Origin of the sequence: Agrobacterium sp. InxBP2, assembly GCF_026191755.1 — a bacterium.
GTDB lineage: Bacteria > Pseudomonadota > Alphaproteobacteria > Rhizobiales > Rhizobiaceae > Agrobacterium > Agrobacterium pusense.
This window is the reverse complement of sequence record NZ_JAINDY010000033.1, coordinates 270,646-284,173: the sequence shown is the minus strand read 5'-3', so window position 1 is coordinate 284,173 and position 13,528 is coordinate 270,646. Positions and strand designations below refer to the sequence as shown.

14 protein-coding genes are annotated in these 13,528 nt (G+C 59.3%); 8 read left to right on the top strand and 6 right to left on the bottom strand.

Going from position 1 to position 13,528, the window contains the following annotated elements; translation table 11 throughout:
• Positions 1–4: 4 nt before the first annotated feature.
• Both K7A42_RS19270 and sseA read left to right on the top strand, forming a co-directional pair.
• Positions 5–742 carry an alanyl-tRNA editing protein gene (locus K7A42_RS19270; protein WP_077987795.1) on the top strand — a complete coding sequence of 246 codons (738 nt, stop codon included), beginning with the start codon at positions 5–7 and terminating at the stop codon, positions 740–742.
• A gap of 16 nt (positions 743–758) precedes the next feature.
• Complete coding sequence (gene sseA, locus K7A42_RS19265; protein ID WP_022556006.1) at positions 759–2,180, top strand: 3-mercaptopyruvate sulfurtransferase; 1,422 nt, start codon at positions 759–761, stop codon at positions 2,178–2,180.
• Between the two features lie 70 nt (positions 2,181–2,250).
• On the opposite strand, the gene K7A42_RS19260 is transcribed toward sseA, so the two are convergent.
• Positions 2,251–2,895 (bottom strand): dihydrofolate reductase family protein, encoded by a 645-nt coding sequence (locus K7A42_RS19260; protein ID WP_045534286.1) that lies wholly within the window; start codon positions 2,893–2,895, stop codon positions 2,251–2,253.
• Positions 2,896–2,949: 54 nt separating this feature from the next.
• Complete coding sequence (locus K7A42_RS19255; RefSeq protein ID WP_092651359.1) at positions 2,950–3,837, bottom strand: DUF4344 domain-containing metallopeptidase; 888 nt, start codon at positions 3,835–3,837, stop codon at positions 2,950–2,952.
• Positions 3,838–3,999: 162 nt separating this feature from the next.
• On the opposite strand from K7A42_RS19255, the gene K7A42_RS19250 reads away from it, so the two are divergent.
• The 3 genes from K7A42_RS19250 (at position 4,000) to K7A42_RS19240 (ending at position 7,095) form a co-directional block, all read left to right on the top strand.
• Positions 4,000–4,464 (top strand): DUF1203 domain-containing protein, encoded by a 465-nt coding sequence (locus K7A42_RS19250; RefSeq protein WP_282455719.1) that lies wholly within the window; start codon positions 4,000–4,002, stop codon positions 4,462–4,464.
• A 99-nt stretch (positions 4,465–4,563) separates the two neighbouring features.
• Complete coding sequence (locus tag K7A42_RS19245) at positions 4,564–4,899, top strand: PilZ domain-containing protein (protein ID WP_004441225.1); 336 nt, start codon at positions 4,564–4,566, stop codon at positions 4,897–4,899.
• 207 nt (positions 4,900–5,106) lie between these two features.
• Positions 5,107–7,095, top strand: coding sequence for a bifunctional 2',3'-cyclic-nucleotide 2'-phosphodiesterase/3'-nucleotidase (locus tag K7A42_RS19240; RefSeq protein ID WP_282455718.1), 1,989 nt, complete (start codon positions 5,107–5,109; stop codon positions 7,093–7,095).
• Positions 7,096–7,137: 42 nt separating this feature from the next.
• On the opposite strand, the gene K7A42_RS19235 is transcribed toward K7A42_RS19240, so the two are convergent.
• Together K7A42_RS19235 and K7A42_RS19230 are read right to left on the bottom strand one after the other, a co-directional pair.
• Positions 7,138–7,680 (bottom strand): DUF2087 domain-containing protein, encoded by a 543-nt coding sequence (locus K7A42_RS19235; protein ID WP_112765722.1) that lies wholly within the window; start codon positions 7,678–7,680, stop codon positions 7,138–7,140.
• 272 nt (positions 7,681–7,952) lie between these two features.
• A complete protein-coding gene (locus K7A42_RS19230) occupies positions 7,953–8,921 on the bottom strand; it encodes a LysR family transcriptional regulator (RefSeq protein ID WP_022556000.1) in 969 nt (322 codons plus the stop codon).
• A 150-nt stretch (positions 8,922–9,071) separates the two neighbouring features.
• Between K7A42_RS19230 and K7A42_RS19225 the strand changes: the two genes are divergently transcribed.
• A complete protein-coding gene (locus tag K7A42_RS19225; RefSeq protein WP_006697949.1) occupies positions 9,072–9,689 on the top strand; it encodes an FMN-dependent NADH-azoreductase in 618 nt (205 codons plus the stop codon).
• A 189-nt stretch (positions 9,690–9,878) separates the two neighbouring features.
• Here the strand turns inward: K7A42_RS19225 and K7A42_RS19220 are convergent, their stop codons facing one another.
• The gene (locus K7A42_RS19220) at positions 9,879–10,190 is read right to left on the bottom strand and encodes an HlyU family transcriptional regulator (RefSeq protein ID WP_004441218.1); all 312 of its coding nucleotides are present in this window, start codon (positions 10,188–10,190) and stop codon (positions 9,879–9,881) included.
• Between the two features lie 70 nt (positions 10,191–10,260).
• On the bottom strand, positions 10,261–11,535 hold the full coding sequence (ilvA, locus tag K7A42_RS19215) for a threonine ammonia-lyase (protein WP_282455717.1): 1,275 nt from the start codon (positions 11,533–11,535) through the stop codon (positions 10,261–10,263).
• 80 nt (positions 11,536–11,615) lie between these two features.
• Here ilvA and K7A42_RS19210 point away from each other — a divergent pair, with 80 nt between their 5' ends.
• Positions 11,616–13,073 (top strand): TrkH family potassium uptake protein, encoded by a 1,458-nt coding sequence (locus K7A42_RS19210; protein WP_035207806.1) that lies wholly within the window; start codon positions 11,616–11,618, stop codon positions 13,071–13,073.
• A 96-nt stretch (positions 13,074–13,169) separates the two neighbouring features.
• Positions 13,170–13,424, top strand: coding sequence for a heavy-metal-associated domain-containing protein (locus K7A42_RS19205; RefSeq protein ID WP_004441212.1), 255 nt, complete (start codon positions 13,170–13,172; stop codon positions 13,422–13,424).
• Positions 13,425–13,528 lie beyond the last annotated feature (104 nt).

Below are 13,528 nucleotides of genomic sequence, written 5' to 3'. Positions count from 1 at the left end.
CGAAATGCCTGTGAATGCCCTGTTCCGTGACGATTTTTATCTTTCTACCGCAGAAGCGATCGTCACGGCGGTGCATGAGGACGGCGGCATCGAGTTCGACCAGACCTGTTTTTATGCCACCTCGGGCGGCCAGCCTGGCGATACCGGCTTTCTCGAGCGCGCTGATGGTTCGCGCATCGCGCTCGGCATTACAAAGCATGGCGCCGACAAGAGCGTCATCATCCATGTCCCGCTTGAGGATCAGCCGTCTCCTGAAGTCGGGGAAAAGCTGACGCTGCATGTGGACTGGCCGCGTCGTTACAAGTTGATGCGCATGCACACGGCCTGCCATCTGCTCTCCGTCGTCTGCCAATGGCCGATCACGGGAGCAGCCGTTGGTGAGGACGAGTCGCGTGTCGATTTCGACATGTCGGAGACCATTGACAAAGACGACGTAACCGCCAGGCTGATGGAACTGGTGAGAGCCAATCATCCCGTTTTCCTGCAATGGATCACGGACGAGGAGCTTCAGGCCAATCCCGGCATTGTCAAATCCAAGAATGTGCGTCCGCCAATGGGCCTCGGTCGGGTTAGCCTCGTCTGCATCGGCGAAAATTCCAGCATAGACAGCCAGCCCTGCGGCGGCACCCATGTATCCGAAACGCAGGAAGTGGGCGATATTCACATTGCCAAGATAGAAAAGAAGGGCAAGGAGAACAGGCGGTTCCGCATTCGTTTCGGCGCGCCTGAAGCTGTTGCCTGAGATCGGGAGAGACATCGTGAGCACGGATAAGAGCCGTTTCGTCGTTTCGGCGGACTGGGTTGAGAAACAGCTCGGCACGCCCGGGTTTCGCATCGTCGATGCCTCCTGGTATCTGCCGGCGCATAAGCGCAACGGCGCAGAAGAATATGCGGCAGGTCACCTTCCTGGCGCCGTGTTCTTCGATCAGGATAAAATCGCCGATCACACAACCGGCCTGCCGCACTCCCTGCCCTCGCCTGAATTTTTCGCGGAACAGGCCGGCGCGCTCGGCCTCAGCGAGACCGATACGATCGTGGTCTATGATGGTCCGGGCTTCTTTTCCGCACCCCGCGTCTGGTGGATGCTGCGGGTAATGGGCGTGCGCAAGGCCTATGTGCTGGATGGCGGCCTGGACGGCTGGAAGCGCGAAGGCCGGCCGCTGGAAACCGGCGCGCCGGAAATTGAGCCCACAACCTTCACACCCGATTTCAACGAAAAGCGTGTGACCTCGCTTGGCACCATGCGCGGTATTGTCGACAGCGGCGAAAAGCAGATTGCAGATGCCCGCGGTGCCGGCCGCTTTACCGGCGAGGAGGCCGAGCCGCGTGCGGGCATGCGTTCGGGCCATATGCCCGGTGCACGCAGCCTGCCGGCGACAGCCTTTTCCGAAAACGGCCACTTCAAGGACCTTACGGCAATCCGCAAAATGGTGACCGATGCCGGCATCGATCTTACGAAGCCCGTCGTGACGAGCTGCGGTTCGGGTGTGACGGCGGCCGTCATTACCCTGGCGCTGGAATCGCTCGGTCATCAGGACAATTCTCTCTATGACGGCTCATGGTCGGAATGGGGCGGATTACAGGACACGCCGGTGGTTACCGGTCCGGCGGATGCGATCCCCACGCTGTCGCACGGCCCATTGAAGGCGCACGTGACGCAGCTCGAAATGACGGCACCGCCGAAGGTCAGCCTGCCGATCCCCGTCAACATCCAGACGGCGCTGATGCGGGTCAACAATATTCCCCTGCATTTTTACCGCTATCTGTACTGGCGGGTTGGAAAGCGATGGCACTGGCAAAAGCGCATGCGCATGAGCGATGCTGAACTTTCCGCCATCCTACGCGATCCGAAAAACAGCGTTACGGTTCTTTATATGAACGGAGCGCCCGCCGGTTTCTTCGAGCTGAATAAGACAAGCGACGAGGTGACAGAGCTTTCTTATTTCGGGCTGCTCGAAGAAGCGATCGGCGCTGGTGTCGGCAAGTGGTTCCTGTTGCAGGCGCTTTACGCCGCCTGGCAGGACAATCCGCAGCGGGTGACGGTGACGACCAACACGCTCGACCATCCGCGCGCCTTGCAGCTCTACCAGATGATGGGCTTTTCGCCCGTGGGCACCTATGAGGCCTGGGTGGAGCCGTTGGCCGATACGGAGCTCCTGGAGATATCGCTACGCAATTGAGGGGTAGCGGTTTACGCGCCTTATCATCCCGTGTTGTTCACGGGAGGGATGGTAAAAAGGGACGCGGCGCTCACGCTTTGTCGATAATCAGATGTGTCGCGCCCTCGCCCGCCACCGCTCCCGTGCAGCGGTAACCGAGGGCGGGCAAATCCATGCCTTCGAATAATTGTTCGCCGCGCCCGAGAAAAACCGGCGCCAGCGCCAGATGCAGCTCATCTATCAGGCGCGCCGTCATATATTGCCGGATAGTGGAAACCCCGCCGCCGATGCGGACATCCCTGCCATTTGCCGCCGCCAGCGCCATGTCGAGCGCCGCCTCGATGCCGTCGGTCACGAAATGGAAGACAGTACCGCCCTGCATCGTGAAGGACGGTCGCGCGTGATGCGTCAGGACGAAGACTGGAACATGATAAGGCGGCTCGTCGCCCCACCAGCCTTTCCAGTTTTCATCCGGCCACGCGCCGCGCACCGGCCCGAACATGTTGCGGCCTAAAATCCATGCTCCGATATTTTCAAAGCTCTTTTCGGAAAAATCCTCGTCGGTGCCGGTCGAGCCGCCGTCTTTACCGAACATGCGGTGAAAGGTGCGGGTCTTGAAGGCCCATTGGTGCAACTCTTCACCCTTCACACCCAGCGGGTTCTGCAGACTTTGATCTGGCCCTGCCCCATATCCGTCAAGCGAGATGGCGAAATTGCGAACGACAACCTTCGGCACGGCACTCTCCTCCGTCATGAGGAGGCCAGGCTATCCGCGACTGCAACCCTGGCCTCAGATTTCCCGTTCCAGATTAACCGCGGCAGTCGGGATCTGCCCGCCGGCTGCGCCCTTGTCTTCGGTGACCGTGTTCAATAGATGATCGGCAATGAGTTCCGCCTGGAACTTGCCGAGTTCATAACAATAGGTGATCTCGCGCTTTTCCGCCGACCAGTAGACATCGGGGCGACCGCAGGACTTGGCCGTCAGCTTCACGTCCCCTTTCAGGCCATAACCGCCAAAGCTGCGGCTGATGAGATCGAGGACCTTCGATTCCTTGATCATGATGGCATAGGGTTCAAGTTCCGGATCGCGCGGCGGCACGTAGCTGACGGAGAACCTGGAAGGCGTCTGACTGCGGTGGGGCGCGAGAAAATTATCCCAGGCCGAAGCGACCGCCGGATAGGCCGCGGCGCATTTGTCAAATTCGGCATTGGGAAGCCCCATCATGGCGGCGAGATCGCCATAACCGTCCTTGTCGCGGCCCACCATCAGGCAGGCCATGTTGCGGTCGCGGCTCCTGTCGGGCACCAACGCGGAGAAGACAGGGGCTTCGTGCTCAGGAAGCGTCTCCGCCTCACGTGCGAGATACCAGCTGTCGGTGGCGTTCACGAGCGCGGTGTCAAGCCATTCTTCATTGGCCTGCAGGATCAGCGTTCCTGCCAGTTGGTCGGCCGGGGCCTGTACACTTCCCGTGTCCGCCGTGCCGAAATCCGAGATCAGCATGCGCGCGCCCTCATGGTAGAGCGAAAAAATCGCGTTGCCGATGACGAAATTGACCGCCTGCTGGAGCTGATCGTCGGACAGGCCGTCGAGACCGGAGGCGACCTGCGCCTCGGCATCAATCGGAGCCGTCAACGATACGAAAGCCAGCGGAACGGCGGCCAGAAAACGACGGAACATAAAATCAGACCTTCCGGGAACGAGGAGCGTCACTGATTCCCGAACCTAACGAGTCACGCAATGGGCTGGTTGCATCAGCTGTCAAGAATCGGGTGGATAGCAGCGCGTTTCGGGACCATAGCTGCAAAGAAGCAACGCCGATCCCAGCCAGAAGAGGCCGCCATGACCAATATCGTTTTCACCGCAATGCCGGCTAAGGACGCCGAGGATTTCCGCGCGGGCGCCGATGCCTATGGCAATCGACCGGAAACAGCCGTTTCTCCCGGCGGCATGCCGTGTCGCCACTGCCTCGACCAGATCGGCGCGGGTGAAGCCATGCTCGTACTCGCCTACCGGCCGTTTCCCTCGCTGCAGCCCTACGCCGAGACTGGGCCGGTCTTCCTGCATGCCGAAGCCTGCGACCGTTATCCACTGACAGATATCCTTCCGCCGATGCTGGACAGCCCCGATTATATCGTGCGCGGATATGGCGACGATGACCGTATTGTCTATGGCACGGGTGCGGTAACGGCCACCGGCGAGATCGCCTCGCGGGCGCGGGCACTTCTGGGGCGCGAAGACGTCGCCTATGTCCACGTCCGTTCCGCACGAAACAATTGTTACCAATGCCGTATCGCCAAAGCATAATCACAGCATTGTCTAGAATTTTAACCGAACGGCTAAACGGGTTTCAAACTTTTACAGGTTAATCTGCACGCATCGGAAACAATTGATTTGAGTAGCAAAATGACAAACAACCTCAATATGGCGACCCGGACCGCGCCTCGCAGCAAGACAAGGATCTTTGCGACTGTGCATTATTTCAGCCAGTCGACCAGAGGACGTGTCGTCGATCTGTCGGCAACCGGAATGGCGCTCGAGCTGGACGGGCCTTTCGCTGCCGCCAAGGGTAGCCGGGTCAAGGTGCAGAGTGAGGATCTGGGCTTCATCGAGGGCGTCGTGCAGTGGCAGCACATGAACCGTCTTGGCCTGCAGCTCAAGCTTTCCACCAACACGCTGGCGCAGCTCTCTTCCTATTTCCGTTTCTTCCATGAAGACGTGAAACCGACACTGGCCCGCTGATCCGGAGCATTACAATGCGCGGAACAAATGACGCGCATTTTCCAGTGCGGCGGGACCTGCGCCGCACGTTACTGACAAAAAATTTATCAAACGGTTGAAAACCGGCCTATCTGTCATGGGCCTGTCATTTTGGTGATGGACTCCTCTGCGATTGCTTCTACCCTGTCGTTTTTAAAGACAGAGCAAGCTTCATCCGAAGGAGTTCCCATGTCGTCGCTTCTCGCCCTCCACCCCATTACCCGGCGCTCGCTTCTGGGTGGCATTGCAGCCACTTCGGCGCTGGTGATGTTGCACCCTTTTGCTGCGCGCGCGGCGGCCAACCAGGCGCATCTGCGCATCATGGAAACGACCGACATCCATGTTCATGTCTTTCCCTATGATTATTACGCCGACAAGCCGAACGACACGATGGGTCTGGCGCGCACCGCCTCGATCATAGACACCATCCGTGCCGAAGCCGGGAACTCGATGCTGGTGGATAACGGCGACTTCCTGCAGGGCAACCCGCTCGGCGACTATATCGCCTATGAGCGCGGCATGAAGGCCGGCGACAAGCACCCTGTCATCAATGCCATGAACGTGTTGGGTTACGATTGCGGCACGCTCGGCAACCATGAATTCAACTATGGCCTCGACTATATGTCGAACACGCTTGCGGGCGCCGGTTTCCCCTATGTGTGCGCCAACCTCACCAAGGGGCAGCTGGCTTCCGATCCGAAGAACGACGAGCTGTTCTTCAAGCCCTATGTCATTCTGGAAAAACAGATCCGCGATGGCGGCGGCGTCACCAGCCCGGTCAAGGTCGGCATCATCGGTTTCGTGCCGCCTCAGATCATGATGTGGGACTCCAAGAATCTCGAGGGCAAGGCGCAGACGCGTGACATCGTCGAGGCGGCGAAAGCCTGGGTGCCTGTCATGAAGGAGGAAGGCGCGGATATCATCATCGCCCTTTCCCATTCCGGCATCGACGGCAAGGGCCAGACCGAGCGCATGGAAAACGCATCGCTGTATCTCGCAGCCGTTGAAGGCATTGACGCGATCTTCACCGGCCACCAGCACCTTGTTTTCCCCGGTCCGAAGACCTGGGACGGCATCGAGGGTGCTGATGCGGTCAAGGGTACGCTGATCGGCAAGCCGGCGGTCATGGCCGGCTTCTGGGGCTCCCATATGGGCCTTATCGACCTGCTGCTTGAAAAGGATGGCAAGAGCTGGAAGATCGTCGACTTCACCTCAGAAGCCCGCCCGATCTACCATCGCGATGAAAATCGCAAGGTCGTTGCTGACTATACTGACAAGCCGGAGGTTCTCGCCGCAGCCAAGGTGGATCATGAAGCGGCCCTTGCCTATGTGCGCCGCCCGGTCGGCAAGACATCCGCGCCGCTCTATTCCTATTTCGCGCTGGTGGCAGACGATCCGTCCGTGCAGATCGTCTCCAACGCCCAGACCTGGTACATCAAGGACATGCTGAAGGAAGGGCAGTATAAGGATCTGCCCGTGCTTTCGGCAGCGGCCCCCTTCAAATCGGGCGGTCGTGGCGGCGCGGATTATTACACCGATGTCCCCGCCGGTGACATCGCCATCAAGAACGTCGCCGATCTCTATCTTTATCCCAACACGGTGCAGGCAGTGCTGATCAACGGGGCGCAGGTGAAGAACTGGCTGGAAATGTCCGCCGGCATGTTCAATACGGTTGAGGCCGGTGCCAAGGATGCGCCACTGCTCAACCCAGACTTCCCGTCCTATAATTTCGACGTGATCGATGGCGTGACTTATCAGATCGACATTTCCAAACCGGCGAAATTTGACAAGGACGGCAAGGCGGTCAACCCGGACAGCAACCGCATCGTCAATCTGCAGTTCAATGGCAAGCCGATCGATCCCGAACAGAAATTCGTGGTTGCGACCAATAATTACCGTGCAAGCGGCGGCGGCAAATTCCCCGATATCGCCGGCGACAAGGTGATCTTCGTCGCGCCCGATACAAACCGCGACGTGATCGTGCGCTATATCATCGATCAGGGCACCATCAACCCGTCCGCGGATGCCAACTGGTCCTTTGCACCGGTGGAAAACACCACCGCCGTCTTCGAGACCGGGCCCAAGGGACGCCATTACGCAGCCGACATCAAGGGCGCCAGGATCGAGGATGCCGGCGACGGCGCGGAAGGTTTCGCGAAGTTCCGCCTGATTCTTTAACGACCGTGCCCTCCCGGCGACCTGTCGCCGGGAGGTATTTTCCTAGTCGCGCCCAGCCAACGCGCGTAACAGCATCGGCAGTTCCTGCGGCGGCTTCTGTTCGATACGCCGATAGTCGCTGCCGTCACGGTTACGGCGGATGAGTCTCAGGCCAACCATGTCGCGCCTCAGCATGGCCGCATCTCCGAACAGGTGCAGGCTATCCAGAAAGCTGCTGAATTCTCGCTCGGAAAAACTCTGCCCGGCGGGAATTTTTGCCCAGAGATACCAGAGGCACAGTTCCTGATGCGACCGGCGGGCCGGCCATTGCATCAGCCGGCCGGCGGCATCAAAGACACGAACGGTCTTCAGCACCCTGCCCTCATTGACGGCTGGCAGCAGCTCAGGCTGAGCGGTTGCGCTTTCGGCGGAAGAGATGCGGTCAGCGCGCAGATGCTGGAAATTTCGAAAACCGGCGGCCCGGCTCAGAAGATTGAGCATCTCCACATGGCTCGGCTGGCGGTCCAGCCTGCCGATCTGCTCGCGCACGGATTTGGCAAAGGTCGAGAGATCGGCGATATCAATGGAAAGGATCGAACGTGGCATGACTTACCCTCAAGTGCCATTCCGAAAAGGTGTCGCTGATCGCCGGCTTCCGACAAGGCACGGGACAAGTGCTGTCAAACCATAAATATGCAGGTTTAGCTTCCCATGCGGGACGGCGATGCCTCGGTGAACTGCAGACCGTGATTAGGTATAGGCAGGCGATCCGCCCACGTCAATTGGCCTCTGCGGCATAGCGCCTAGGTTGCCGCGCGTTTCCTCTCCCAGCCGGGGCAAGAAGCAGGCCCGGCTGGTCCACATATAATTAGCCAATATCACTCAGCGGCGACAGCAATGGTCCTCTGTTTGCTGGCAGCAAGCATACCGTTGAAATCCTTATGGTTCGGGCAGGCGGACAGGCGCTGCTGAAAAGCCTCGGCGAGCCATTGCCCCGCCGGACCCGCAGGCGAATCGACCCGTCGCAGTGCAAACAGCGGATATTCCCCCTGCTCATAGGCCTCGAGTTCGAGCGCCTTGAGGCTGCCATTGGTAAGATCGTTGCGGACGATCGATGCGGGCAGACCGCCCCAGCCGAGACCGCCCTTGATGAGCTGGTATTTGGTGGCGATGTCGCTGACCCGCCATGTCTTGTAGGAGAGAACATTGAAATCGCGGCCCTTGGTCAGGCCGGAGGCATCGGTGACGACAAGCTGAACCTCCTCGCGCACGTCGGCGAGAACCAGCGGGCGTTCGATCTGCGCCAGCGGGTGATCCGACGCGACGACCGGCAGCATGAAGGAATGGCCCACCTTTTCGACGACGAGCTCATCATCCTGGCGCAGCATCGCCCCACCAATACCGATGCCTGCCTTGCGGGAGAGCACCATGTCCATGACCATGCCCAGCTCGCCAACATTGAGGCTGAGGGCTACGGTTGGGAATTGCGTGCGAAAATCCCGCAGCACAGCCACCACGGCCTCCGCCGGCACCATGGTGCTGATAGCTACGGAAAGTTCCGCTTCCAGCCCCTGTTTCAGCCCCTTGGCGCGGGCACGCATTTCCTGCAGACCAGCGACGATGCGCCTTGCATCCTCCAGCATGGCGCGCCCTTCGTCCGTCAGCTTCGGCTGGCGCACCCCGTTGCGCTCAAAAAGCGTAACCTCAAGCTGCGCTTCGAGATTGGCGATGGTGTAACTGACCACCGACTGCGCACGATTGAGCGCCCGCGATGCGGCGGAGAAACTGCCGGTCTCGGCAACCGTCAAGAATACCTGCAATTGATCGAGCGTTGGGTTCGCGTCCATGTCCCATCCATTTTATCGATAGATTGCTTCCACATTATCACAGTTTTCTTGATGGCAGTAATTTTTCATATAGAGCGCAAAGGCAGGGCATCGTGCTCTCCCGCCCTCCCAAGGCGCCCGTCAATTCATCGCATATGCAAGGAAAAGACCATGTCCAACATTCTTCTCATCACCTCCAGCCCGCGCGGCGACGAATCGGTTTCGAACAAGTTCGCCGGTGAGCTCGCCAGCAAGCTGAAGGCCAAGTCGGCTTCCAACACCCTTGTCCACCGCGATCTCGCAGCTGACCCGATCCCGCATCTCGACACCGTCAAGACAGCCGCAATCCGCAAGGCACCCGATCAGCGCACGGCTGAAGAAGCGGTTGCAGCCGATTATTCCGACAAGCTCGTTGCAGAGCTTCTGGCCGCCGACACCGTCGTCATCGGCACCGGCCTCATCAACTTCAACATCTATTCCGGCCTGAAGTCGTGGATCGACAACGTCGCCCGCGCTGGCCAGACCTTCAAATACACCGAAACCGGCCCGGTCGGTCTCGCCACTGGCAAGAAGGTGTACATCGTCCTGGCGGCTGCCGGCGTTTACTCCGAAGGCCCGGCCGTTTCGATGAACCATGCCGTTCCCTATCTGAAGACCGTTCTCGGCTTCATGGGCATGACCGATGTGGAAGTGATTTACGTCGAGGGTCTGGCTTTCGGCCCCGAAGCCGTCGAGAAGGCTGTAGCCGCTGCAGAAGCCAAGGTGGAAGAACTGGCACAGGCCGCCTGAGGCATTCATTCAAAGGCAATCCCGGCATGACCGCCGGGTATTGACCGAACTCCGTTCCGTAACGGCCGTGGACGCTGTCCCGGCCGTTATTCTTTGCCACGTAGGCCACGCACCTGATTCAGATAACAAAGCATAGAAATGCTGCCGTCCCTGAAGGCCGTAGCGTTCAGGCACTCAATGCAGCCGTCATCATTTTCCCGGGAAGAGAGATGAGCCGTTCTGATCGATAATCAGCTTCGCCTTGCGGATGGTGAACTCCACCGCATCATCGAGGCTGGTGAAGACGTCGGCCCGCACGAATTCATGCACCAGCACCTCGTCACCGGCCTTTTTTTCAATACGGCCAGCCAGGCGGAACTGGCCACCTTCCTTGATCGGGGTCGCATAGATCAGATAGTCGCCATGCGCATGCGGTTCTGCCTGCGCCGTCTTCTGCGGGGCGTCGGAAGACGGCTGGCCGGAGCCGAAGGCCGAGAGGATTTTGGAAAAAAACGATGCCATGGCTTGCACTCCCTCAATTCGTGTCACGTTTGAAGGGCGGATGACACCCGCCCTTCCCTGCCTCTTCCGATCAGATGATCAGGTTTGACAGGATGTCATTTTCGGTGATGTCCTCATAACCGAGACCGGCCGCTTCGAAGCGCTCCAGCAGGCCGGCGAAGTTCTCCTTCGCGCTGGTTTCGATGCCGATAAGGATCGAGCCGAAGTTGCGGGCCGATTTCTTCAGATATTCGAAACGGGCGATATCATCATCCGGACCAAGCAGGTTGAGGAAATCGCGAAGCGCACCGGGACGCTGCGGCAGGCGCAGGATGAAGTATTTCTTCACGCCCGTGTAACGCATGGCGCGCTCCTTCACATCCGGCAGGCGCTCGAAATCGAAATTGCCGCCGGAAACCACGGCGACGACCGTTTTGCCTTCCAGCTTTTCGCGGCCGAGCTTTTCCAGCGCGGCGATCGAGAGCGCGCCTGCGGGCTCCAGCACCACGCCTTCGAGATTCAACATCTCGATGATCGTCACGCAGATGGCATTTTCCGGGATGAGCTGGACCTGATCGGCCGGGAAATCCTTCAGCGCCTTGAAGTTGAGGTCGCCGATGCGGGCGACGGCGGCGCCATCGACAAAATTATCGATCTTGTTCAGCGTCACCGGTTCGCCACGTTCGAGGCTTTTCTTCAGGCTCGGTGCGCCTTCCGGCTCGCAGAACACGAAGTTTTCCTTGCGGACCGTCCCGGCCAAAAATCCGGACAGGCCAGCCGAAAGACCGCCACCGCCGACAGGCATCACGACGATGTCAGGCTTAGTGCCTTCCGGCAGCTGATCCATGATTTCGGCAGCGACAGTTGCCTGGCCCTCGATGATATCCTCATGGTCGAACGGCGGCACCATGTAGCCGTCATTGTCCTGCACGTGCTGGCGGGCAGCAGCGTAACACTGGTCGAATATATCGCCCACCAGACGGATGGAGATGAACTCGCCGCCGAAGATGCGGGTCTTTTCGATCTTCTGCTGCGGTGTGGTCACCGGCATGAACACAACGCCATGAACGCCGAAATGGCGGCAGGCGAAAGCAAAACCCTGGGCGTGGTTGCCAGCCGAAGCACAGACGAAAATCTTGCCCTTGCCGGCCTTGGCCACCGCCTTGCGCAGAAAATTGAATGCGCCTCTAATCTTGTAGGAACGAACCGGGGACAGATCCTCACGCTTCAGCCAAATCGACGCGCCATACCGACGGCTGAGATGTTCATTCAACTGCAGCGGCGTTTCCGGGAATATTTCCCGCACTTCCCGCCGCGCTGCTTCCACAAGCTGCTTGTCCACGATAGTCAATCCATTGAAATTCATAATGGCACCCGCTATGCCATAGGAAGGCGTCCGAGACAAAGACTCATTTCAGCGCGGCCACGAACTCCGGGTTTCATTTCTTGAACAGTAACCTTCTGCGCTCGGTCATATATGTAGCGTCCATCTTCGGGCTCTATCTCGCCACGGCCATGTTCCTGCCCGCACTGACGGATCTTTATTACGGCAATGACGACTGGATGGTGTTCGCGCTTTCCGGCTTCATGTGTGGTGGGTTCGCGCTTGCCTGCGCGCTCGCCACGCGCGGGCCGATCGCTTCGTTCAACAAGCGTTTCGGCTTTTTGCTCGTCAACCTGCTCTGGCTGGTGTTTTCCATCGTCGGTGCAGTGCCGCTTTATCTGTCCGAACTCAACCTGACGCCGGGCCAGGCGCTTTTCGAGTCCGTCTCAGCCATCACGACGACCGGATCCACCGCCATTTCGGGTCTCGACAATGCGCCGCAGGGTATTCTCCTGTGGCGGTCGCTGCTGTGCTGGCTCGGCGGCATCGGTATTGTCGCACTCGGCCTCTTCATCCTGCCGCTGCTGCGCGTCGGCGGCATGACCTTCTTCCGCATGGAATCCTCCGACACCGGCAACGACCGCCCCTTCGCCCGGCTGGCAAGCTTCACCCGGGCTTTCGTGGCGATCTACATCGTCATGACGCTCGCCTGTACCATCGCTTATGATTTTGCCGGCATGTCGCATTTCGATGCGCTGAACCATGCCATGTCGACGGTTGCGACGGGCGGCTTCTCCACCCATGACGCGTCCTTCGCCTATTTCAACAATACGGCCCTGCTGTGGATCGCCACCATCTTCCTCATCTTCGGCAGCCTGCCGTTCTCGGTCATGATCCTGCTCGCCGTGCGGCGCCGGCTGGAGACGCTGCGCGACCCGCAGATCGCCGTCTTCCTCGGCTACCTCTGTGCGATCTCGGTTGCCGTTGGTGTCTACCACCATTTCAGGAACGGCGTGCCGCTGGATGATGCGCTCAGCCACTCCTTCTTCAACATGACCTCCATCCTGTCGACCGGCGGCTTTGCCAGCGATGACTACACGCTGTGGGGGCCCTTCGTCGTCGTCGTCGCCTTTTTCGCCACTTTCATGGGCGGCTGCTCGGGCTCGACGGCCGGCGGCATCAAGGCCTATCGTTTTCTGATCATCTTCAACGTGGCGCGGGCCGGGCTCAAGAAGCTGATATATCCGAACGCCGTCTATTCCGTGCGCTACGGCCAGCAGGTGGTCGATCCGGAAACCATCCGCACCATCTTTCTCTTCATCAGCTGTTTCATCGCACTTTGGATTGCCGGCAGTCTGGCCATGAGCCTGATGGGCTATGATTTCCTCACCGCCACCTCGGCTGTGGCGACCTCGCTTGCCAATGTCGGCCCCGGCATCGGCCCGATCATCGGCCCGGCAGGCAATTTCTCCACGATAAGCGAACCGGCGCTCTATCTCCTGTCGATCCTTATGCTGCTGGGGCGTCTGGAAATCCTGACGGTTCTGGTGCTGCTGATGCCGATTTTCTGGAAGAGCTGAAATCACTGGCTTTGGGCGAATAAAGCGCTTGACCTTCCCACGTTGGAATAGTCCAGGCTCTCCCTGTTACGAATTCCCAATCACGGAGAACCGCCTATGTGCACCGCTCACCAGCATCACCCGGAAACCACTGCCGCACCTGTCAATGCCGACCTTTCTTTCCACGTTGAAGACATGACCTGCGGGCACTGCGCCGGTGTGATCAAGGGTGCGATCGAAAAGACCGTTCCCGGCGCTGCCGTACATGCCGATCCGGCAAGCCGCACAGTGGTGGTTGGCGGCATCTCCGATGCGGCACGTATCGCAGAAATCATCACCGCGGCTGGATACACGCCGGAAGCACGCGCCTGATCAGACGAGATACCGGCGGCGCTTTCATACAGCCGCCGCCGGATCGCACTGCCTGCCCCGCTTCGCGCTGAATTGTGTGACGGGTTTGGACGGCATCCATCCCT

What these genes read in the sequence shown, in the direction of transcription:
- K7A42_RS19230 (WP_022556000.1), bottom strand. Translation starts at nt 8,921, where the DNA reads ATGGACGCGAACCCAACGCTCGATCAATTGCAGGTATTCTTGACGGTT.
- K7A42_RS19240 (WP_282455718.1), top strand. Translation starts at nt 5,107, where the DNA reads ATGTCGTCGCTTCTCGCCCTCCACCCCATTACCCGGCGCTCGCTTCTG.
- K7A42_RS19245 (WP_004441225.1), top strand. Translation starts at nt 4,564, where the DNA reads ATGACAAACAACCTCAATATGGCGACCCGGACCGCGCCTCGCAGCAAG.
- K7A42_RS19225 (WP_006697949.1), top strand. Translation starts at nt 9,072, where the DNA reads ATGTCCAACATTCTTCTCATCACCTCCAGCCCGCGCGGCGACGAATCG.
- K7A42_RS19235 (WP_112765722.1), bottom strand. Translation starts at nt 7,680, where the DNA reads ATGCCACGTTCGATCCTTTCCATTGATATCGCCGATCTCTCGACCTTT.
- K7A42_RS19255 (WP_092651359.1), bottom strand. Translation starts at nt 3,837, where the DNA reads ATGTTCCGTCGTTTTCTGGCCGCCGTTCCGCTGGCTTTCGTATCGTTG.
- K7A42_RS19270 (WP_077987795.1), top strand. Translation starts at nt 5, where the DNA reads ATGCCTGTGAATGCCCTGTTCCGTGACGATTTTTATCTTTCTACCGCA.
- K7A42_RS19205 (WP_004441212.1), top strand. Translation starts at nt 13,170, where the DNA reads ATGTGCACCGCTCACCAGCATCACCCGGAAACCACTGCCGCACCTGTC.
- K7A42_RS19220 (WP_004441218.1), bottom strand. Translation starts at nt 10,190, where the DNA reads ATGGCATCGTTTTTTTCCAAAATCCTCTCGGCCTTCGGCTCCGGCCAG.
- ilvA (WP_282455717.1), bottom strand. Translation starts at nt 11,535, where the DNA reads ATGAATTTCAATGGATTGACTATCGTGGACAAGCAGCTTGTGGAAGCA.
- K7A42_RS19250 (WP_282455719.1), top strand. Translation starts at nt 4,000, where the DNA reads ATGACCAATATCGTTTTCACCGCAATGCCGGCTAAGGACGCCGAGGAT.